Consider the following 19,302-nt stretch of genomic DNA (forward strand, 5'->3'; position numbering starts at 1 on the left):
CATGAGCCTGATGGCCGACGAAGCAAGCACGACGGTCCTGGTGGTCGACGACGCGGCCGCCAGCCGGTACGCGATGGGCGCGGTGTTGCGCAGAGCCGGACACAGCGTCGTCCCCGTCGCCAGCGCCGGCGAGGCCCTCGCCGAACTCGACGTGCGGCTGCGCTCGGGAGTCCTGCCGGACGTGGCGCTCGTCGACGTCGGCCTCCCCGACATGAGCGGGTTCGAACTCTGTCGCCGGCTCAAGGCGCAGGCCCCGATGTCCGCCCTGCCCGTCGTCCACTTCTCCGCCGCCTCCGTCGCCCCCAGCGACCGCTGCCGGGGCCTCGACGCGGGCGGCGAGGCCTATCTGACGGTCCCCGCCGAACCGGAGGAGATCCAGGCGGTCGTCCGCGCGGCCGTCCGCGGCGCCCGGATGCGCAACGGCGCCGAGGCCCTCGTACGACGGCTCACGCTGCTCTCCGAGACCATCGTCGATGTCCAGGCCGCCCGCACCCTGGAGGAGTTGGCCGGAGCCGCCGCCGAGGGAGCCGCCCGGCTCACCCGGTCGCCCGCCGCCGTGTTCGTGCTCGGCGAGGACGGCCACCTGTACAGCGGCACCTCCCGCGCCAGGGCCCGCACCACCCTCCCCGACGCCGGCGCGCACGACGCCGTGGCCCGGCTCATCCGCCGCGTCACCGACGGCGACCTGGGCCCGCACGACACCGTCGTCCCCGCGCCCCTGTGGCCCGCGGGCTTCTTCCGGCCCGGCGTCACCGAGGACGCCCGTCTGGCCCTCGCCCGCACCGAGAGCGGTACACCCGTCTGCGTCGCCACGCCGGTGCACGACACCCGCACGGCATCCGACAACTCGGGGCTGGTCGCCCGCCTCGCGCAGGCCACCGCGCTGGCCGCGCAACCCCTGCTCATGTACCAGGTCGAGCGCCATGTCGCGCTCACCCTCCAGCACAGCTTCCTGCCCAAGCGGGTGCCCGAGTTCCCCGGCCTCGAAGTCGTCGTACGGTATGTGCCCGCCTCCCGCCGGACCGAGATCGGCGGCGACTTCTACGCGGCCCTGTCCACCCCCGGCGGGGTTCTCACCGCCGTCGGCGACGTCGTCGGGCACTCCCTGGAAGCGGCCACCGTGATGGTGGAGATCCGGCACGCCCTGCGCGCCTACTGCGTGGAGCAGTCCGACCCGGCGGCGCTCGCCCGGCGGCTCGACCGGATGCTCCAGCACTACCACCCCGATGCCACCGCCACCGTCTGTCTGGCCCTCGTCGAGCCGGGCAGCGGGCGGGTGCGGGTCGCCAACGCGGGCCACATCCCGCCGTTGGTCGTCCGCGACTCCGGCGAGGCCGCGTACGTGAAGGCCGCAGGTCCCCTCCTCGGGCTCGGCCTCGAACGGCCCGAGCCCACGGAGACGGTGCTGTGGCCCACGGACCGGCTGCTCATGGTCACGGACGGGCTCGTCGAGACCCGGGGCATCGACCTGTCGCTCTCCCTGGAGCAACTACGGGCCGCCGCGGCGGACGCGCCGGCCGGGACCGTCGCGCTCTGCGACACCTTGCTGCACTGCTTCGGCCGGGACCGGGAGGACGACATCGCGATGCTGGCGTTGCGGCTGCGGTTAGGGTGACCTCATGCCGCAGATCACTGTTGACTACTCCGCCGTCCTCTCCGAGGGCTTCGACCGGCCCGCGTTCGCCAAGGCCCTGCACGAGGAGGTCGTGCGGACCGCCGCCGCGAAGCCGGAGGCCTGCAAGACGCAGTTCCGGGCCACCGAGGACACGGTCGTCGGGCCCGACACCGACGGCCACGCGATCGTGCACGTCACTCTCGGGCTGCTCGCGGGACGGACCGACGAGACCAAGGTGACGCTGACCGAGAACGTGCTCGGGCTGCTCCGGGAGTACGTGAAGCTGGGGGAGGGGCTGGCGTTCCACGCGTCGGCGGAGGTACGGGACCTGGACCCCTCGTACCGGAAGTTCGAGAGCTAGGGCCCCTCTGATGGAAGGGCCCCGGGCGAGGATCAGCCGCGGGCCAGGGCCACCAGGCGGCCCGCCAGTTCACTGAACGGGCCGTCCGTCGGTTCGTCGGCCAGCATGCCGCGCAGCAGGTCCGCCATCTCCGCGTCCTGCGCCGCGCTCACGGCCGCCAGGGCCGCGAAGTCGTGGACGAGCTGGATCTCCAGTTCCCGCCGCGGGATGCGGCGGCCGTCCAGCCAGATGAGGGCCGTGGACTCGGCGAGCGAGATCCAGGAGCGGATGACGAGTTCGAGGCGGGCCGGTGGGGTGTCGACATCCAGGTGCGAAAGGATCTGGACATAGGCGGCCTGCCGTACGCCGTCGACGAGGGCGTTGGTACGGGACGAGCCGACGGCCGGGCCGCCCCGCATCAGGGCCGAGAACCCGGGGCCGTGTTCGTCGACGAAGTCGAAGTACCGGTGGGTGACACGGAGCAGCCGGGCGCCGAGCGGGCCCTCCCGGGGTTCCACGAAACGGTTCGCGAGATCGTCGGAGGCACGCTGCAACGCGGCCTCGTACAGGCTGAGTTTGCCGGGAAAGTAGTGGTAGACGAGCGGGCGTGAGATGCCCGCCGCCGACGCTATCTCGTCGATGGAGACCTCGTCGGGCGAGCGCCGGCTGAACAGGTCGAGGGCGACCCCGATCAACTGCTGCCGCCGCTCCTCCACACCCATCCTGCGGCGCACACCGGTTCGCATACGAACACCTTACCGATTGATTCCAGCCGGGCATCGGCTGGATAGCGTATAGGTGTTCGAGGTTCGCGGTCACCGGGCGGGCTGGAGCCCGTGGATCTCCCGGCCGTTCGCCAGCGTGCCCTTCAACTCCGCCCGCGCGCCCTCCTCAGCCGGTACGGCGAGAAGGTTGCCCCGCGCCGATCCGCTCGCCCCGCCGCTCAGTTCGACGGAGACGGTGTCCTTGCTCCCGGCGGCCAGCAGATAGGAGACGCCGGCCGCGGACTTCCAGGGGCCGGCGGCGAGGACATGGGGGTCGGCCGGGCCGCAGGCCGGGACCTCGTCGGCGGCGGCCGTGACGTACGCGCCCGCCGGGGTGTTGAACTGGGTCATCGCCCGGGTGCCCGCGCCCCGCCAGGTCTCGGTGCGGACGCACACCCAGTCGGCTTTACCGCTGCCGTCGGGCAGCGGCTGGCGGGCGAACCGCCAGGCGTTGACGGTCCGCACACCCTGCGACCGTACGGCGGCCAGGGAGCAGGCGAAGGGCGCCCAGGCCCCGGGGGCGGCTGAGGCGTCGCGGGCGGGCACGGTCGTCGGCCGGCCGACGGTGAGGTGCGCGGGAACCACCTCGGACAGGTCACTCAGCAGCCGCGTACCCCCCGTGGCATCGGTCAGCTGCAGGACGTCCCACGACTCGCACGTGCCGCCGCGCACCGCCGGGCTGGCGAACGGGGCCGTCGTCCCGTCCTTCGCCAGTGCCAGCCTCCGCACCCCGCCGTCCGCCTTCGCCAGATCCCGTACGGCCGCCTCCCGTACCCAAGGAGCCGTCAGATAGCGGACGTTGCCGTCGACCCGGCCCAGCACCAGGGCGCTCGCGCCGGCGCCGGTCGCCCCGTCCACCCGGGTCAGGTCGAGGGCCGCCGTGCCCGGGGCGTCGAGGGGCTCGGCGTACCGCGCGATCCGCAGGCCGTCGTGGAGCAGCACCACCCGGAGGTTGTCGACCTCGCCCGCGTACAGCAGTTGCGGCGGGCCCGGCGGGGGCCCGGCCTGGGTGCCGAGGGTGACCGCGACCTGCACGGACCGGCCGGGGCGGGCCCAGACCGCGAGGGCCCGCCGCAGCAGGGCCTCGTCCTTGACGAGACCGCCGCGCGCGGGCCAGGTGGTGAAGTCGGTCCGCCCCGTCGCCTGCCACGCCGTGGCCGTCGCCGTCGTCAGCCTGCCCGGATCGAGGGCCGCCTGGGCCGCCGGGTTCCGGGCGTACGGGGGCGCCGCCGCGCCGTCCGGGCCCCACCCCTCCCCGGGCAGGCCGAGGAGGGACCCGCACACGACCACGGCGGCCGTGGCGGCCAGCGCGGCCTTCGTGTGCTGGCGGCGGCGCACCAGATCGGTGGGGCGGGCGTGCAGCGAGCAGGGGTCGTACTCGGGGGAGAGGAGCAGCGCGTACTGCTGTGCCGGCACCGCGTCGGCCTCCCGCAGCGCGGCGGCCGGATCAGCGGCCCCGGCCTCTTCGAGGAGCGTCCGGATCACCGGGTCGGGGAGCTTCTCCAGGCCCCGCAGGATATAGGCGGCGCGGGCCGGTGAGGAGAGCGCCGACAGCCGCTGGTCCAGGGCCATTTCGTCGGCGCCGCCCGAGCGGGGGAAGAGCCGCAGCCCCCACACCCGCGGCAGCAGCGGCGGCAGCTGGGACCGCTTCGGCCACGCCCCGCGCCGCAGCGGGAGTCCGGCCTCCAGGGCGGTGCGGACCACTTGGAGCCGGACGTAGGCGTACCCGGGGTTGCGCTCGCGCCCCGCCACGGTGCCCGTCGCCTGCGCCGGGATCAGGGAGGCCGACCTGCGCCCCCTCGGCAACGCCCGCTGCGTCAGCGCGTGCGCCGTCAGCACCCGACGGTTGCGGCCCAGGCTCGGCGGCAACGTCAGATAGGCGAGCCGCACCAGACGCGGGTAGTGCTCGACGAGCGCGGCCTCCGCCTGCTCGACGTCCACGACCGACTCCTGAGCGCGGGAAGCTGCGGGGCGCGGGGCGACATCCTGTGACTGCACGTTCAACAAAACGAGCGAATGGTCGGATGGTCACCACGCCACTCCACTGGGGTTGGCCGGGGCGCCCAGTGGGGTGGGGGTGCGTGTCTCGTGGGCGGGCGCGGGGAACTGCGCGACCAGCCCCCACCGGACCCGCACGAGAAGTCAGCCCAGCGACCACCCACTGAACTCGACCAACCCCCGCGCCCCGCTCCCCCCGTTGGTCGCGCTCATGAAGAGCCCCACGTCCTGCCCCCCGGCCACCGCCCCCGGCACCACCACCGACGCCACTACCCGCCAGCTCACCCCCTCATCGACCGAACACTCCCCCGTGTACGCCCCCACCCCCGTCCGCCGCAACCGCAACAGCACCGGCGCCTTGATCCCCGTGATCCGCCGATAGGTGTCGAGCGTCCCGTCCCCCGTGCTGTCGTACGACAACACCACCCCGTTCGCCGGAGTGACCGCCAGGTTCAGGAACCCCGCCGACCCGGCCGTACCGAGGCTGTTGCGCACCACGATCCCGGCCCGCGCCCAGTTCCCGGTCGCCGCCTGGGAGTCGACCCGAAGGGTGACGGACGTACCGTCGCGCAGCGCCCCCGCCCGATAGACCGTGCCGAACTCCGTCGTCCCCCGCCACAGGTCCGCCCCGGCCCCGTCGATCCCGAACCGTTCCCCCAACTGCCCGAAGACGGCCGCGTTGTTGGTATGGGTGAGCCACCCGGAATCCAGCGCCCCCGCCTCGAAGAGCGTTCCGTCGAAACGCCCCTCGACCCGGTCCTCACCACGGGGCCCGTACTCGACCGTGACCGTGTAGGGGAGCGGACGCAACGGCCGGTCGAGCGGCGCGTCGGGCGCGTCCGCGCGCCAGCGCACCGTCCCCGACCCCGCCGCCGCGACGCTCGCCAACGATGTCGGACCCTCCGGCTCGGCCGTACCACCGAAGCCGCTGAGGGCGAAGTCCACCCGCCCGGTGGCCCGCAGCCCGTTGACGTTGCGGAAGACCGCCGACAGTCGCGCACTGCCGCCCGGCGGCAGCACCGGCGGCTCGGCCGTGACGGTCAGCGACCCCTGGTACGGCGCCCGCGCCAGCACGTCCCGCACCCGCACCGCCGCACCGTACGCGTCCCCCACCGGCCGCGACGGATAGTCCTTCCGCTCCCGTGTCCACGGTTCCTCGAACGCGAACCAGTCCACGGCCACCGGAGCGGTCCCCGTGGCGAGCGCGTCCTCCAGCGCGTCCAGCCACTTCTGCCAGCGCGGGACGTAGAAGTCGGCCATGAGACCGTTCCACTCCCGGTTGCCGTACTCGTGCAGATTCCCCGTGTCGGACGTGGCCCGCCCGCCCCACACCGTGATCAGCACCTTCGCCGTCCGCTCGAACTCCGCCCGCTCGGCGTCGTTCGTGGCCATCAGCCGCGCGTCGTTCACCCACGGCCCGAGCAGGAACGCCGCGTTCGTCCCCGTCACCTCGTCGGACAGCCGCATCAGCCGCAGCCAGAGCGTGGACAGCGCACGGAACGTCGCGAGATCGCCCCGCCGGTAGGCCGCCCGCAGTTGCGGCAGGTACTGGCGGCTCCGGTGCGCGAGCGCCTGCCGGGCCACGTCCACCACGTCGTACCGGTACGCCGGGTTGCTGCGCAGCCCGCCCGCTACGCTCAGCAGCCCGGCGAGGGCCGCGTCGAAGCGGCCCGGGTCGTACGTCAGGGTCCTCGGCGCGTACTCGGCCGCCCGGTCCGCGGCCAGGTCGGGGCGGGCGCAGAACAGGGAGTCGTGCGGGTCGCTGCGCTCCACGGCCCGCTGCTGGTACGCGGTGTCGTGCAGCGCCCGCCACGCCCTGCGGGCGCCGTCGTCCCGGCCGCCGTAGCGGAAGTCGGCGTACGAGGAGAACCAGGCGGCCCGGTCGATCTTCTCGGGTGTCCAGGCCAGTTCGGAGAAGAGCTCGAAGGCCGCGGGGTCGCGGTCGGTGGCCTCCGGCATGAACGCCGTACCGACGAGCGCGCTGTCCGCCTTGTCCCGCCAGGCGAAGAACTTGTCGTTCCAGAGGTGCGCGCGGGCCCCGATGGTCGTACGGCCGCCGAAGTTGGGGATCGTGCCGAAGCAGTACGGGGTGCCGCCCCAGTCGCGCTCGCGGTTCGTGACGCTGGTGTAGCGGTCGGAGACACCGTCCACGATCAGCATCTTCGACCGGTCGATGGCGTCCAGCAGTTCGGGCAGCGGGTTCTCCTGCCAGCCGAGGATCACCCAGGTGGCGCCGGGGTGGGCCTTCTGGAGGGCTTTCTCCACGCCCTGCGCGGCGTCCGGCACCGGCACGTCGCCGGCCGTGCCGCCCTCGTGCAGGAGGTCCATCTTGAAGTGGGACGCCTCCCCGTACACGTCCTCCAGGTGCCCGTAGAAGGAGGCGGCGACCCGGGCGAAGGAGTCGGTGCGCGGGTCGAGCCAGTCGGGGCGTTCGAAGCCGTGCCAGATGCCCTGCGGGACGACGTGCGCGTCACCGCCGTTGCGTGCCACGAACTCCTTGGGCACATGCCCGTAGTAGCCGGGCAGTACCGGGGACATGCCCAGTTCGCGCAGCCGGTCGGCGATCCGCCGGCCCAGGGCGGCCCGGCGGGCGATCAGCTCGGGGGAGAGGGGCCCGCCGTAGCCGGAGAGGTTCTGCAGCAGCCACCAGGGCTGGTGCGAGGGCGCGGGCAGCCAGGCCCGGGACTCCTCGTCGGAGTAGCCGAAGTCCTTCAGCAGCCGGTGGTAGACGGCCTCCATCCCCGCGATGACCAGCACCTCGTTGCAGCCGTGCGCCGCCAGCAGATCGATCTGGTGCTCCCAGTACGACCAGTCCGCGTACGGGGCGGTGTAGCCGTCGTTGGTGTCGTTGAGCGCGAAGCGGTGGGGGAGGGCGGTGGATCTCTCCAGGGGGCGGGCCGGCGCGGGGAGGCGCTCGGGCAGGTCGAGCTGGCTGCCGTTCCAGGCGAGGTGTGCCCCGCAGACGTACTTGAGGTACCAGTGGACGCCCATGAGCAGCGTGGCCGGTGTCGTGGCCCGGACCTCGATGCGTCCGGTGGTTCCCGTGACCCGGAACCGGTCGACGGTGCCGCTGCGGTCGAGCAGACTGAGCCGGAACTGTCCGGCATGGCCGGGCAGCAGCCGATTGAGCGCGGAGCGCGCGGGAGCCGTATCGAAGGCGGGGCCCTCGCCGGGGCTCTCTGCGGCGTGGGCCGGAGCCGACCACTGCAGGTAGGTTCCGAGGCCGATGACACCGGCCGAGCCCAGCACCGTGCGTCGCGACGGACTGTTCATGTCTGTGTGCCCCCTGTGTCGACGGTGGCGGCACGCTAACGGGGCGACCGTCCGTGAACAACGGTGCGCACGGAGCTGGCGAGTTCATGTCGCCGGAATGGACCCGGAGGTACGGATGAGTTTGACGAGGAAGAGCCTTGCGGGGAGCGCGGCCGGCACGGTCGCCGCCCTGCTGCTGCTGACCGGCTGCGGCTCGGGCGACGACGCCGAGGCCGCCGTTCCGAAGACGGCGACCGGCACGCTGGAGCACATCGCGGGCGAGGTGGGCTGCAAGCCCGACATGCAGACGGACGCGGACACCATCCGGCAGGCCCTCTGCACGAACAAGGACGGCGACTTCGACGGCAAGTTCGTCCTCGCGACCTTCGCCACCGACCGGGGCCAGGCGGAATGGCTCGCCGGCGCCAAGGACTACGGCGGCTACTACCTCGTCGGCCGCAAGTGGGTCGCCGTCGGGGAGAAGAAGACGGTGGGCGGGCTGCAGAGCACGCTCGGGGGGGAGGTGCAGGAGGGGTCGGAGCACATGAACCCCGGTGGCAGCCACAACAACGGCGACCACAGCGGCTGACCGCGCGCGGCCGGCCACGAGGAACGACGAAAGCCGGCGGTGGGATCTCCCACCGCCGGCTTCCTCGTCACTGCTCGGGCGCTACCGCCTGGGTGCTACTGGCAGTCCTGGCCGCTGTTGATGCAGTCGACCACCTGGTTCATCGTGTTCTCGTCGAAGAAGTTGATGAAGTCGTTGTGGTCGGTGATGGCCTTGTGCAGCTGGTCCGGGAAGGAGTCGATCGCGTACGCGTTCTGCAGCTGCCCGTTCTGGATGGACGGGGCCGGGATGTCGTAGACCAGGCGGACCTGGAGCTGCGGGATGGCCTGGAAGCCGTTGGAGCAGCTGCCGTCCTGTTCGACGAAGTCGACGTGCGTGCGGTGGTTGGCGCTGTCGATGTTCTGGCCGTCCCAGCAGCTCTGGAAGAAGGACGTCCGGACCACGGAGCTGCCCTCGGGGCAGATCGGGTACTTGTCCGTCACCACACGGTCCTCGAAGCCGGTGCAGCTCCAGTTCGTGTTGGCGTTGTTCAGGCCGTTCACGAAGGACTTCGCGTCACCGGTGATGATGCGCAGCGCGGTCGGCATCGCGACGACGTCGCCCTGCTTGTTGCCGACGAACTTCAGTTCGGCCTGGCTGGGCTCGACGATCTTGCCGACGTTGCCGTCCTGGCCACCGCCGGGCGCGTTGGCGTCGATGTCGTTCGTGCCGTCCTGCAGACGGATGACCGGCCAGAAGTACGAGGACTTGTCGCCCTGGTTCTGGCAGGTGGTCTGCGCGTTGGCCAGGTCCTGGTCGCTCGCGAAGGCGTTGTTGCTCTGGTTGCCGACGTAGTCGTGCTGGTGCTGGGCACCGTTGCTGACACCGGGGGCGACGATCACGTTGTCCGAGTTGCGGAGCTCGTTCTCGTTGGTGCCGCAGTTCGTGGTGAAGGAACCCGTCGAACCGCCGTCGCCGTTGGCCGCGAGGCCGTTGCCGTTGACGCCCTTCGGACCGCCGTTCGGCTGGACCTGGTTGATGTCGATGAAGTCGCCCGCGACCGGACCGTTGCCGCCCTGGCCGTTGCCGCCCTGGTTCTGGCCGTCGCCGCCCTGGTTCTGGTCCTGACCGTCTCCGCCCTGGTTCTGGTCCTGGCCGTCGCCGCCCTGGTTCTGGCCGTCCTGGTTCTGGTCCTGGCCGTCGTTGTTGCCGCCCTGGTCCTGGCCGCCACCCGCGTTGGTCTGGTTCGGGTCGGCGACGCCCTTGCAGCCGGCGAGCTGGTCCATGCCCTGCGGAACCTGCCCGCCCGCGTTCCGGATGTTGATGCCGATCCGGTCGAGGGTGGCCACTCGCTTGGACTTGAGCGGGCCGATGATGGCGTTGTTGACGAAGCCGGCGTCTCCCGCCTGGGCCTGGCGCGTGTCGGCGAGGCGCTTGTAGGCCTCGGTGATCTGCTGGTCCAGCAGCGCCAGTTCCTTGGCGACACCCTGGCGCGCCCTCTCGGGCACGTTCGTCAGCTGCTGGCCGACGTCCGGGCAGTCGATCGTGGCCACCTGCGCGGAGGCCAGTGTGCTGTTCTGCCCGGACTTCGACTCGCCCGCTGAGGCGTAGAAGTTCGCCCAGACCAGGCCGCCGCCCGCGACCGCGAGCGCCGCGGATGCGGCGATGGCCCGGACGGCCAGCGGCGAACGTCGTTTGCGTGTGTTGCGTCCCATGGAACTCCTCTGACTTCCTTGCGGGGCATCGAGGCGCCCGACAGGAGTGAAGCGGCTCCCTCACATACGCGGTGAGTCCCAGGAGTGTTCAGACGACTCAGAAATTGATGAGAGATTCGTGGGACAAAGTGGTTTCAACGCCCCACGGAACACCGGGAGTTGTCACTTCTCTACGGCGTGTGCGCGGTGAGGGTCCCGAGCGGGGTCCGTGACGGGATCGTTTCGGCGGCCCTGGTCAGGATGAGCGAGTACCGCCGTCCTCGTGCCGATTGCCTGTTCGGCTGCGGCTGCGGCTGCGGCTGCGGTTGCGAACGCCACCGAAACCGTGCGCGGGCTCTAGAGGCCCAGCACCTTCGCCTCCACCGCAGGGTCCAGACCCACCACCGGCCGGTCGGGCCGGTGCGGTGCGACGCCACCGAGCCCCGTCAGCCACTCCCAGGTGTCCCGCACGGTCTCCGTCACGCTCCGGCAGCGCAGTCCGTCCCGCTCGGCCCGCGACACGTCCGCCCGGTGCAGCGCGTCGTGCAGGTCGCTCCCGTCGGGCACCCACACCGGCAGCGCGGTCCACGGTTCGACCCCGGCGTCTAGGATCAACTCCGGGGCCGTCCAGCGGAGTTCGGCTCCGCCTCCGGTCACCCGCACGCACGCGTCGAGCAGCTCGCCCATGGTGGTGGTGCCCGTGCGGCCGGCCAGGTTGTAGGCGCCGCTCAGCCCCTGTTCCGCCGCGCCGAGCACCCAGTCGGCGAGATCGCGGACGTCGACGTACTGGAGAGGGAGGTCCCGGGGGCCGGGCGCCAGGACCGGTCCGCCCCGGGCGACACGGTTGAGCCACCAGGGCAGCCGGCCGATGTTCTCGTACGGTCCGAGGATCAGCCCGGAGCGCACCAGGAGCGAACGGTCGGCGCCGAACGCCTCGACCGCGGCGAGCTCACCGCCCCGCTTGTCGCGGGCGTAGTCGGTCTGCTCCGCGTCGGCCGACGCGCCCTCCACCAGGGGTGCCCGCTCGTCGTACCCGGCGGCCGGGGGCCAGGCGTACACCGAGCAACTGGACACGTACACATGACGTTCGACCCGGTCGGCCAGCAGTCGCGCGGCGTCCCGGACCGCTCGCGGCGCCGCCGACCAGGTGTCGACGACGACATCCCACCCGCCGCCGCCGGAACCGGAACCGGTGGAGACGGCCTCGACGAGCGCCGCGAGCCCGTCCGGTGCGGTGCGGTCGCCCAGCAACGACCGCACCCCGGCCGGAGGCGCGTGGCGTCCCCGATGGAAGACGGTCACCTCCCAGCCGCGGGCCCGCGCCGACTCCACGACGGCGCGGCCCACGAACTCCGTACCACCCAGTATCAGAAGTCTCATACCGCCGACTCTGCCCGCGGGGACCCCGGTACGGAACGGGAATCTGCTCTCAGGAGATCTGCTCTCGCAAGGCCTCCTCTCGGAAAGCCTCTCTCGGAAGGCCTCCTCTCGGGAAGCCTCCTCTCAGGAGGTCTCCTCGCGGGAGATCAACCACGCAGCGGCGGCGTGTACTTGTACCCCACCCGCCGGACCGTCCGGATCGCCTGGCGGAACTCCGCGCCGAGCTTGCGGCGCAGCCGGGCGATGTGGACGTCGACGGTCCGCCCGTCGCCCACATGCCCGTAGCCCCACACCGTCGTGACCAACTGGTCGCGGGTGTGAACCCGATGGGGATGCGCGACCAGATGGGCGAGGAGTTCGAACTCCAGATAGGTGAGGTCGAGCGGCCGCCCGTCGACCTGCGCGGTGCGCTGCGCGGTGTCGACGCGGACCAGCTCGTCGTCCCCGACCTCGACCGTCGGCACCGTCGGTACCGGAGGCACCGGCGGCTGCTGGTCGGCGGGCACGAGCACCAGGTAGCCGATCATCGGCGGCCGGCCCGGCAGCGTGGGCAGGGTGTGCTGGGGCGCGGGCATCCAGGTGGCACCCGGCGGCAGGAAGTCGGCGATGTCCACGACCTCGTCCCGGCCCACCGCACGCAGCCGGTGGCGGGGCGAGGGGCCGGGGGAGGGGACGGCGTCGGTGGCGGAGCCCGACGCGGTCGTGAGCGGGGTGGCGGTCGACAGGGAACGGGTGTTCGCCATGAGAGGTCAGCTCTTTCGCGCGAGAAGTTCGTCCGGGAGACCTCGGCGACCGAGCTCGTGGTCGGTGACCCGCCGAGGGACGTACGTCGTTCCGCGCCGACCGAAGGCCGGGGTGTACGGCTTTAGAGGGCCGGCGCGTTCGTCGCGCGGCAACACACCCGGTCGAAGTCGTGGTGCTGACGGGAAGGCCAGAAGGGCTCCAGGTCATGACGACCCGTCGCGCGTGGGTTCTGGAAGCCGGCCATGGCCCCATTGAAGCAGACACACGCCCGCCGCAGGAGTCCGCTCCCACTGCTTGGTCGCGTCTTGGACATGACGGGAGTCTGCCGTGACCTCAGCCGACCAGGCGTTTTTGCCAGTCCAGCGGGGTGACGGTGATGGCCGTGCCGGGATCGCCGTCCCACTGTGCGGACAGCCCCTGCGCCGCGAGGGCCGCGACGACCTCCCGTCCGACCGCCGTCGTGGTCTCGGGGGACCCGTCGAACCCGCCGTAGAGCAGCATCAGTCCGTGCCCGGCGGCGGCGCCCTCGGTGCACTGGGAGTGGAAGAACACGAACCCCCGGGCGTCCGTGGCGCCTTCGGCGCCTATCTCGCTCGTACCGCAGCTGCGGCAGCAGGTGAAGTTCTCCCGGGCGGTGATGCCGTGCGTCCCCTGGAGCGCCGCGAAGGCACGGGTGAGCCGCTCGGGGTCGGTGACCCCGTCCCAGGTGTCCTGCTCGGCGAGCCGCTCCACCCAGAGCCGGTCGACGAGCTGCCGGGCCTGCGCGCGGGAGACGGGCCGGTGGTCGCCCTCGACCAGGTACTCCTCGGCGGCCTCGGTGAGCTGTGCCCGGTCGCCGTATCCGCAGCGCAGCAGCTCCCGTACCCGCTCCTCGACCTGCTCCTGTACGTCGTCGTCGAGCTCCGGCACCTCCTCGGGGGCGTCGTGCTCCAGCGGGGTCCACTCGATGCCGGTGTCCCAGCCCGCCGTCCGCCGAGCCCAGCCGGTCATGGCCTGCGCGACGCGCTCCGGGTCGGTCAGCACGGTCCCGAAGAACCGGTCGCGGCCCTCGCGGTGTTCCAGCTGGTACTCGCCGTCGGTGCCGTCGTCGGCCCGCTGGTGCCAGACCTGGACGAAGACGTCCGGCACGTCCGGTATCCGCTGGACGACCAGGAAACGGTCGCCGTGCTCCCCGATCCGGCACACCAGCTCGCGCAGCCGCTCCGCCGTGATCCGGGCGTGCTTCTCCCAGTTCTCCGTCTCGACCTTGACGGCCAGCCGGTCCGTGTCCTCGACGGCCGGTCCGTCCGCGTCCTTGGCGGTCGGCCCGTCCGTGTCGATGGGCTCGTTCGTACGAGTCGGGTCGCCCCCGTCGATCTTCATGCCCCCACCATGGCACGCCCCACCGACAACGCCGGAGGGCGCCCACCGGAACCGGTGGACGCCCTCGCGGGAAACGCTGTGGAGCGCTCGCGGATCAGACCTGGCCGGCCTTGTCGAGCGCGGTGCAGCAGGTGTCGACGATCAGCCGCGTCACGACGTACGGGTCGACGTTGGCGTTCGGACGGCGGTCCTCGATGTAGCCCTTGCCGTCCTTCTCGACCTGCCACGGGATACGGACCGAGGCGCCGCGGTTGGAGACACCGTAGGAGTACTCGTTCCACGGGGCGGTCTCGTGCAGGCCGGTCAGTCGGTCGTCGATGCCGGCGCCGTAGTTCTTGACGTGGTCGAGCGGCTTCGAGCCCTCGCCCAGCGACTCGCACGCGGTGATGATCGCGTCGTAGCCCTCGCGCATCGCCTTCGTGGAGAAGTTGGTGTGCGCACCGGCGCCGTTCCAGTCACCCTTGGCCGGCTTGGGGTCGAGGGTGGCCGCGACGTCGAAGTCCTCGGCGGTGCGGTAGAGCAGCCAGCGGGCCACCCACAGCTGGTCGGCGACCTCCAGCGGGGCCAGCGGACCGACCTGGAACTCCCACTGGCCGGGCATGACCTCGGCGTTGATGCCGGAGATGCCGAGACCGGCGGTCAGGCAGTTCTCCAGGTGGGCCTCGACGATGTCACGGCCGAAGATCTCGTCGGCGCCGACACCGCAGTAGTAGCCGCCCTGGGGGGCCGGGAAGCCGCCCTTGGGGAAGCCGAGCGGGGTGCCGTCCTGGAAGAACGTGTACTCCTGCTCGATGCCGAAGATCGGCTCCTGCGCGGCGAACTTCTCGGCGACCTCACGCAGCGCGGCACGGGTGTTGGACTCGTGCGGCGTCATGTCGATGTTGAGGACCTCGCAGAGCACGAGGACGTCGTCGCCGCCGCGGATCGGGTCCGGGCAGGTGAAGACCGGCTGGAGCACACGGTCCGAGGAGTGCCCCTCGGCCTGGTTGGTCGAGGACCCGTCGAAGCCCCAGATCGGCAGCGCGTCCAGACCGGCGGGCTCACCCGCGATGATCTTCGTCTTGGAACGGAGCTTGGCCGTCGGCTCGGTGCCGTCGATCCAGATGTACTCAGCCTTGAAGGTCACGGGACACATCCTTCGGGGTGGGTCACTAGGCGCATGTGCGGGTGCTGCGGCGCTGCGGCACTGAAACGCCGCGCTGATGCCGGGCAGCCTGTCAACCTGCGATTTCCCGATCATTGCTCGAATGTGAACCCCGTGTTACCTGGTGTCTCTGTGGTGCGACTCACGTCCTGGTGGACGCGCTGGTCGTACCCGCGCGGGGGCCGGCCACCGCAGCGCGCGGTGGCCGGCCCCCGTGGGCGGCGATCGCCTGCCCTTCACCTCACCGTAACGAGCGGGCCCGCCCCGCCGTCCGGTCCGGGGTCATCCCACCTTCTCGATCAGCGCACGGCGGATCAGGAACTTGCCGGGTTCCCGGACCTGTTCGAAGGCGGAGTTGTTCAACAGGACACAGCTGCCGGAGACGGAGGTGACCTCCACGGTGGTGGACTTGTTGTTGTCCAGGTTGGTCACCCGCAGCTTCGTCCCCGCCGGGAACTCGTTGCTGGACGCCGCCGGGGCGCCGCCCTCGCCGGAGAGGGTGACGGTGGAGCCGTTGCAGACCTGCTCGCCGGCCCCGGCGTTCCCCGTGTTCCCGCCGGCCGCGTCTCCGGCGCCACCCGCGTTCCCCGCGGCCTCGTCGCCCTGGGGGTCCTGAGCCGACCCCCCGGTCTCCGTGGCCGGCGCGGACGGCTGCGCGGGTTGTGCCGGCGGTGCGGCCTGGGAGCCCTGAGCCGACTCCCCGACCACGCAGTCCGACGCCTTCTGCTGGACCTTGATCTGTGCGATGACCGCCTCGCGGTTGGCGATCCGGGCCGCCGACTGGGCGTCGGGCTTCGCCCGCTGGTCCGCGATGAACCGCTCGTTGTTGCCGAGCGCGGTGGCCAGACCCTGACAGACACTGGAATCCGCCGCGGTCTGCGCCGCGTTCGACGTGGCCGCCATGGCGAAGGCCCCGCCTCCCGCCACCGCCGCCGCGGTCACGAACAGCGCGACCTTCTTCTTCGTGCCGAGCGTTCTCCTACGCGACATGCGCGCCTCCTGTTCCCGGTGGACCCTCGCCGGGCCACCGGATCGGACGAGTACGCCGCTATGTACGAGATCCCGAACGAAGCTACTCAGCGGTCACAGCGAACTCTCAAGTAACGCACGTCACATCGCAGTCGAAGCCCGGCCGTGCCGGCCGTCCTCGGTGCACCCGAACCGCCCCACGGCCGCGCTCGCCCGTCCGCTACCTGGAGAGGGCGTCCCGCACCGCCTCGTCCGTGCGGGCCACCAGCGCGGTGCCGTCGTCCGCGGTGATGATCGGCCGCTGGATGAGCTTCGGGTGCTCGGCGAGCGCCTTGACCCACCGGTCGCGCGTACCGGCGTCCCGGGCCCACTCCTTGAGGCCGAGTTCCTTGGCGGCGGCCTCCTGGGTGCGGGTGATGTCCCAGGGTTCGAGCCCGAGCCGCTCCAGTACGGCACGGATCTCGTCCTCGGTCGGGACGTCCTCCAGATAGCGGCGGACGGTGTAGTCGGCGCCCTCGGCGTCGAGCAGGCTGATCGCGCTGCGGCACTTGGAACAGGCCGGATTGATCCAGATCTCCATGGCGTTCACCGTAGCCAACCGGACCCCGGAAACCCGTGTTCCACCCCTGTCACAGGACCCGTCAGATCCCTTCTGGCCAGGGGCGATTGTCAGTGGTGGGTAGTAAAATAGAAGCAGTGTTCGAGGGTTGCCGACGGGGGATTCCGGCGGCGCCCAGACCGCGACAGGAGGATGTCTTGCCCGCTGCCGCACTGAAGTCGAAGCCGCTGCCCACCCAGTCCACCGTCCAGCACCCCGTCCTGCTCGACCTGCCCTACGCGCCGGTGGTGAAGCACACGCTGCCGCCGGGCCGTCCGCGCGAGTGGTACGTCACCCACAACCGGCGCCTGAAGGCCATGCGCCTCGCGATCGCCCTGCTCGACTCCGGCGTCTACATGCCGAACCAGGCGCGCAACGAGACGATCCGGAGCACGGCGGAGGTCATCGGGGTGCACCCGCCGTCGGACACCACGTGCCACATGGTGCGGGCGCTGATGCGCTACAGCCGCTGACGCGGTGGGGCGGCTGACGCGGTACGACCGCTGACGCCGCCCGGAAAAGGGGCGATCTCCGGCCGCCAGGGTTGGCCGGAGATCGCCCTAGCACTGCCCGCCCCGGGTCCATACGATGCGGTCGCCCCTCGGTCTTCACAGGTGTTTCACAGACTGTGTCCGCATGGCTGTGTTTCTCGCGGACCGCGGGGTCCTCGCACGTGTTTGTTGACATGTGCATGACTCTGATGGGAGAACCCCCCATGGTTCGTGGTCTCCTCCTGGGCGGCGCAGTGGCCGCCCTCTTCGCCAGTGCGCTACCCGCGCAGGCCGATTCCCCGTTCGAGGACCCGCCCCCGGACAAGATCGTCATCAAGGTCGCCACGGTGAACGGCTCCGGCTGTCCCCAGGGCACGGCCGCGGTCGCCGTCTCACCGGACAACACCGCGTTCACGGTGACCTACAGCGACTACCTCGCCCAGGTCGGCGGTGGCGCCCCGTCCACCGCGTTCCGCAAGAACTGCCAGCTCAACCTGATCGTCCATGTGCCCGGCGGCTTCACCTACGCCATCGCCAGCGTCGACTACCGAGGCTTCGCCTCCCTGCAACGCGGTGCGAGCGGGGTGGAGAAGGCCTCGTACTACTTCCAGGGGTCCCCCGACACGGCCGCCCGGACCCACACGTTCAACGGCCCGCTGGAGGACAACTGGCAGGCCACGGACGAGACCGACTGGGCCCAACTGGTGTGGGCGCCCTGCGGGGTCGAGCGGAACTTCAACATCAACACCGAGCTGCGGGTCAACCGGGGGTCGTCGCCGGCGAGCAGCACGAGCTTCATGACCATGGACTCGACGGACGGTGACATCAGCACGATCTACCACTTGGCCTGGAAGGAGTGCCCCGAGGAGTGAGCCGTGGCGCCGGGTGCCCCACGCTGTGCGGGCACCCGGCCCTTCAGGCACGCGGGCACCCGGCCCTTCAGGCACGCGGGCACCCGGCCCTTCAGGCATGCGGGGCCCGGCCCTTCAGGGGCGCGGGGAACTGCGCGAGCAACCACGAACCACCCGCAGCCGCCACACACCCCCCGAACCCCCGACTCATCAGGCGCCCGACCTCATCAGGCCCCGACCTCACCCATCAGGCGCCCGCCACCAACTCCTTCTCCAGGGGCGTCCGGAACCGCGGTGTGACCCGGGTGTCACCCACCCACCCCTGAAGCCGCGCGGCCTCCGCGCGGATCTTCTCCTCGGCCTCCCGCCCCACCCCTTCCGTGTCCAGCAACCGCCACACGACCTCCCCGTCCGCCCGCTGGGCCCACCCACCGACCACCCGGCCGTTCCACCACACCGTCGGGCCGATGTTGCCGCTGTAGTCGAAGAGGGCGGGCCGTATCCCGGGGGCGAGGTACCAGTCGCGTTCGCGCCATCCCATGGCCGTCGGGTCGAGCCCCGGCAGCAGGGCGGCCCAGGGCTCACCGGAGTCGGGGACCGGGTCCTCGTCCTCGGCGGTCACGAACCCCGTGCCCTCGTCCAGCGTCACGGCCCGCGCTCCGATCGCCGCCAGTGCCCGCCGTACCTCGGTGACCCGCCATCCCGTCCACCACTTGAGGTCCGCCTCGGTCGCCGGCCCGCAGGCGGCCAACCACCGGCCCAGCAGGGACGCCTGGGCCTCGGCCACGTCCAGCTCGGGGTGGGCGGGAGCCACGGCCCAACGGAACTGGCTCGACGTCCAGGAGCCGAGCGGCCGACCCCGTACGACTTTTCCCTCCACGCCCAGCACCTTGAGCAGCCGGGTCGAGACGGTGTGCGTCCCCTCGTAGCTCTTGCCCGCCGCGTACACGAACCGCTCCCGCAACCTCGGTTCGTCCTCGGCGAGTTCGGATGCGGTGGCCTGGCCCCGGCGGGCCAGCGCGGCCAGCGCCGACTCCTCGACCTCCTTCAGCCAGGCCGCGTCGGGGGCCCCGGCCGCCGCCATGTCCTTCAGCAGCGTGGCCCTCTCCCTCGCGGCGACCGTGAGGCCGGTCGAGGCGTGCACCACGGCGGTCAGCTCCGTGGGGAACACGAACACCGTGTGCCGCATGCCGTGCATCCGGACGAGCGTCCGGTCCGTGTAGAGCGCCCGCTCGGTCTCGCTCACCGTCCGCGTGGCGTCGGCGAGCCGTGCGCCCACGGCCAGAAACACCGTCGCGGGGTCCGAGCCGTGCAGGGCGACGAGCGCATCGGCCACCTCCTCGGGACCCGCCGACCGCGCCGATCCGGCCAGCCGTTGCCGCAGCCCCAACCGCACGCGCCGCTCGCCCGCCCCGACGTACCGCCGCCCGTCACCCATTCCAGCCGCCTCCACCCACACGTCGCGTCCTGCCCGAAAGGCCCCGAAGCCCTGACGCTCCCGCCAGCCCGTCACATCCGCGGAGAGCCTCGAACACCACCGAACCCAGCCCTCC

Annotated in this window: 16 protein-coding genes; 5 read left to right on the forward strand and 11 right to left on the reverse strand. The window is 71.7% G+C overall.

Going from position 1 to position 19,302, the window contains the following annotated elements; translation table 11 throughout:
* Nucleotides 1-10: 10 nt before the first annotated feature.
* Entirely contained in the window at nucleotides 11-1,615 is a 1,605-nt protein-coding gene (locus K1J60_RS32560; RefSeq protein ID WP_220649329.1) for a fused response regulator/phosphatase, read from the forward strand.
* Between the two features lie 4 nt (nucleotides 1,616-1,619).
* Entirely contained in the window at nucleotides 1,620-1,976 is a 357-nt protein-coding gene (locus tag K1J60_RS32565; protein ID WP_220649330.1) for a 5-carboxymethyl-2-hydroxymuconate Delta-isomerase, read from the forward strand.
* Between the two features lie 32 nt (nucleotides 1,977-2,008).
* On the opposite strand, the gene K1J60_RS32570 is transcribed toward K1J60_RS32565, so the two are convergent.
* The 3 genes from K1J60_RS32570 to K1J60_RS32580 form a co-directional block, all read right to left on the reverse strand.
* Nucleotides 2,009-2,701: a TetR/AcrR family transcriptional regulator gene (locus K1J60_RS32570; protein ID WP_220649331.1), complete on the reverse strand. Its 693-nt coding sequence runs from the start codon at nucleotides 2,699-2,701 to the stop codon at nucleotides 2,009-2,011.
* 69 nt (nucleotides 2,702-2,770) lie between these two features.
* Nucleotides 2,771-4,717 carry a hypothetical protein gene (locus K1J60_RS32575; RefSeq protein WP_220651808.1) on the reverse strand — a complete coding sequence of 649 codons (1,947 nt, stop codon included), beginning with the start codon at nucleotides 4,715-4,717 and terminating at the stop codon, nucleotides 2,771-2,773.
* A gap of 144 nt (nucleotides 4,718-4,861) precedes the next feature.
* A complete protein-coding gene (locus K1J60_RS32580) occupies nucleotides 4,862-7,990 on the reverse strand; it encodes an alpha-N-acetylglucosaminidase (protein ID WP_220649332.1) in 3,129 nt (1,042 codons plus the stop codon).
* Nucleotides 7,991-8,105: 115 nt separating this feature from the next.
* On the opposite strand from K1J60_RS32580, the gene K1J60_RS32585 reads away from it, so the two are divergent.
* Nucleotides 8,106-8,558 carry a hypothetical protein gene (locus K1J60_RS32585; protein ID WP_033527517.1) on the forward strand — a complete coding sequence of 151 codons (453 nt, stop codon included), beginning with the start codon at nucleotides 8,106-8,108 and terminating at the stop codon, nucleotides 8,556-8,558.
* A gap of 95 nt (nucleotides 8,559-8,653) precedes the next feature.
* On the opposite strand, the gene K1J60_RS32590 is transcribed toward K1J60_RS32585, so the two are convergent.
* From K1J60_RS32590 to K1J60_RS32620, 7 genes are all read right to left on the reverse strand, one after another.
* Nucleotides 8,654-10,231, reverse strand: coding sequence for a DUF1996 domain-containing protein (locus K1J60_RS32590; RefSeq protein ID WP_220649333.1), 1,578 nt, complete (start codon nucleotides 10,229-10,231; stop codon nucleotides 8,654-8,656).
* A gap of 336 nt (nucleotides 10,232-10,567) precedes the next feature.
* Nucleotides 10,568-11,590, reverse strand: coding sequence for an NAD-dependent epimerase/dehydratase family protein (locus K1J60_RS32595; RefSeq protein WP_220649334.1), 1,023 nt, complete (start codon nucleotides 11,588-11,590; stop codon nucleotides 10,568-10,570).
* Between the two features lie 146 nt (nucleotides 11,591-11,736).
* Nucleotides 11,737-12,333: a winged helix-turn-helix domain-containing protein gene (locus K1J60_RS32600; protein ID WP_220649335.1), complete on the reverse strand. Its 597-nt coding sequence runs from the start codon at nucleotides 12,331-12,333 to the stop codon at nucleotides 11,737-11,739.
* A 334-nt stretch (nucleotides 12,334-12,667) separates the two neighbouring features.
* Nucleotides 12,668-13,696, reverse strand: coding sequence for a DUF6891 domain-containing protein (locus tag K1J60_RS32605; RefSeq protein ID WP_259408031.1), 1,029 nt, complete (start codon nucleotides 13,694-13,696; stop codon nucleotides 12,668-12,670).
* Between the two features lie 94 nt (nucleotides 13,697-13,790).
* Complete coding sequence (gene glnII / locus K1J60_RS32610) at nucleotides 13,791-14,822, reverse strand: glutamine synthetase (RefSeq protein WP_220649336.1); 1,032 nt, start codon at nucleotides 14,820-14,822, stop codon at nucleotides 13,791-13,793.
* Between the two features lie 300 nt (nucleotides 14,823-15,122).
* Entirely contained in the window at nucleotides 15,123-15,830 is a 708-nt protein-coding gene (locus K1J60_RS32615) for a septal ring lytic transglycosylase RlpA family protein (protein WP_220649337.1), read from the reverse strand.
* 199 nt (nucleotides 15,831-16,029) lie between these two features.
* A complete protein-coding gene (locus tag K1J60_RS32620) occupies nucleotides 16,030-16,389 on the reverse strand; it encodes an arsenate reductase family protein (RefSeq protein WP_220649338.1) in 360 nt (119 codons plus the stop codon).
* Between the two features lie 176 nt (nucleotides 16,390-16,565).
* Here K1J60_RS32620 and K1J60_RS32625 point away from each other — a divergent pair, with 176 nt between their 5' ends.
* The gene (locus K1J60_RS32625) at nucleotides 16,566-16,880 is read left to right on the forward strand and encodes a hypothetical protein (RefSeq protein ID WP_220649339.1); all 315 of its coding nucleotides are present in this window, start codon (nucleotides 16,566-16,568) and stop codon (nucleotides 16,878-16,880) included.
* Nucleotides 16,881-17,122: 242 nt separating this feature from the next.
* Nucleotides 17,123-17,770: a DUF4360 domain-containing protein gene (locus K1J60_RS32630; RefSeq protein WP_220649340.1), complete on the forward strand. Its 648-nt coding sequence runs from the start codon at nucleotides 17,123-17,125 to the stop codon at nucleotides 17,768-17,770.
* Between the two features lie 226 nt (nucleotides 17,771-17,996).
* On the opposite strand, the gene K1J60_RS32635 is transcribed toward K1J60_RS32630, so the two are convergent.
* Entirely contained in the window at nucleotides 17,997-19,187 is a 1,191-nt protein-coding gene (locus K1J60_RS32635) for a winged helix DNA-binding domain-containing protein (RefSeq protein WP_220649341.1), read from the reverse strand.
* Nucleotides 19,188-19,302 lie beyond the last annotated feature (115 nt).

Source organism: Streptomyces akebiae, assembly GCF_019599145.1.
GTDB classification, from domain to species: domain Bacteria; phylum Actinomycetota; class Actinomycetes; order Streptomycetales; family Streptomycetaceae; genus Streptomyces; species Streptomyces akebiae.

Coding starts and splice junctions, on each gene's coding strand:
- K1J60_RS32560 (WP_220649329.1), top strand. CDS start 11: ATGGCCGACGAAGCAAGCACGACGGTCCTGGTGGTCGACGACGCGGCC.
- K1J60_RS32565 (WP_220649330.1), top strand. CDS start 1,620: ATGCCGCAGATCACTGTTGACTACTCCGCCGTCCTCTCCGAGGGCTTC.
- K1J60_RS32570 (WP_220649331.1), bottom strand. CDS start 2,701: ATGCGAACCGGTGTGCGCCGCAGGATGGGTGTGGAGGAGCGGCGGCAG.
- K1J60_RS32580 (WP_220649332.1), bottom strand. CDS start 7,990: ATGAACAGTCCGTCGCGACGCACGGTGCTGGGCTCGGCCGGTGTCATC.
- K1J60_RS32585 (WP_033527517.1), top strand. CDS start 8,106: ATGAGTTTGACGAGGAAGAGCCTTGCGGGGAGCGCGGCCGGCACGGTC.
- K1J60_RS32590 (WP_220649333.1), bottom strand. CDS start 10,231: ATGGGACGCAACACACGCAAACGACGTTCGCCGCTGGCCGTCCGGGCC.
- K1J60_RS32595 (WP_220649334.1), bottom strand. CDS start 11,590: ATGAGACTTCTGATACTGGGTGGTACGGAGTTCGTGGGCCGCGCCGTC.
- K1J60_RS32600 (WP_220649335.1), bottom strand. CDS start 12,333: ATGGCGAACACCCGTTCCCTGTCGACCGCCACCCCGCTCACGACCGCG.
- K1J60_RS32605 (WP_259408031.1), bottom strand. CDS start 13,696: ATGAAGATCGACGGGGGCGACCCGACTCGTACGAACGAGCCCATCGAC.
- K1J60_RS32615 (WP_220649337.1), bottom strand. CDS start 15,830: ATGTCGCGTAGGAGAACGCTCGGCACGAAGAAGAAGGTCGCGCTGTTC.
- K1J60_RS32620 (WP_220649338.1), bottom strand. CDS start 16,389: ATGGAGATCTGGATCAATCCGGCCTGTTCCAAGTGCCGCAGCGCGATC.
- K1J60_RS32630 (WP_220649340.1), top strand. CDS start 17,123: ATGGTTCGTGGTCTCCTCCTGGGCGGCGCAGTGGCCGCCCTCTTCGCC.
- K1J60_RS32635 (WP_220649341.1), bottom strand. CDS start 19,187: ATGGGTGACGGGCGGCGGTACGTCGGGGCGGGCGAGCGGCGCGTGCGG.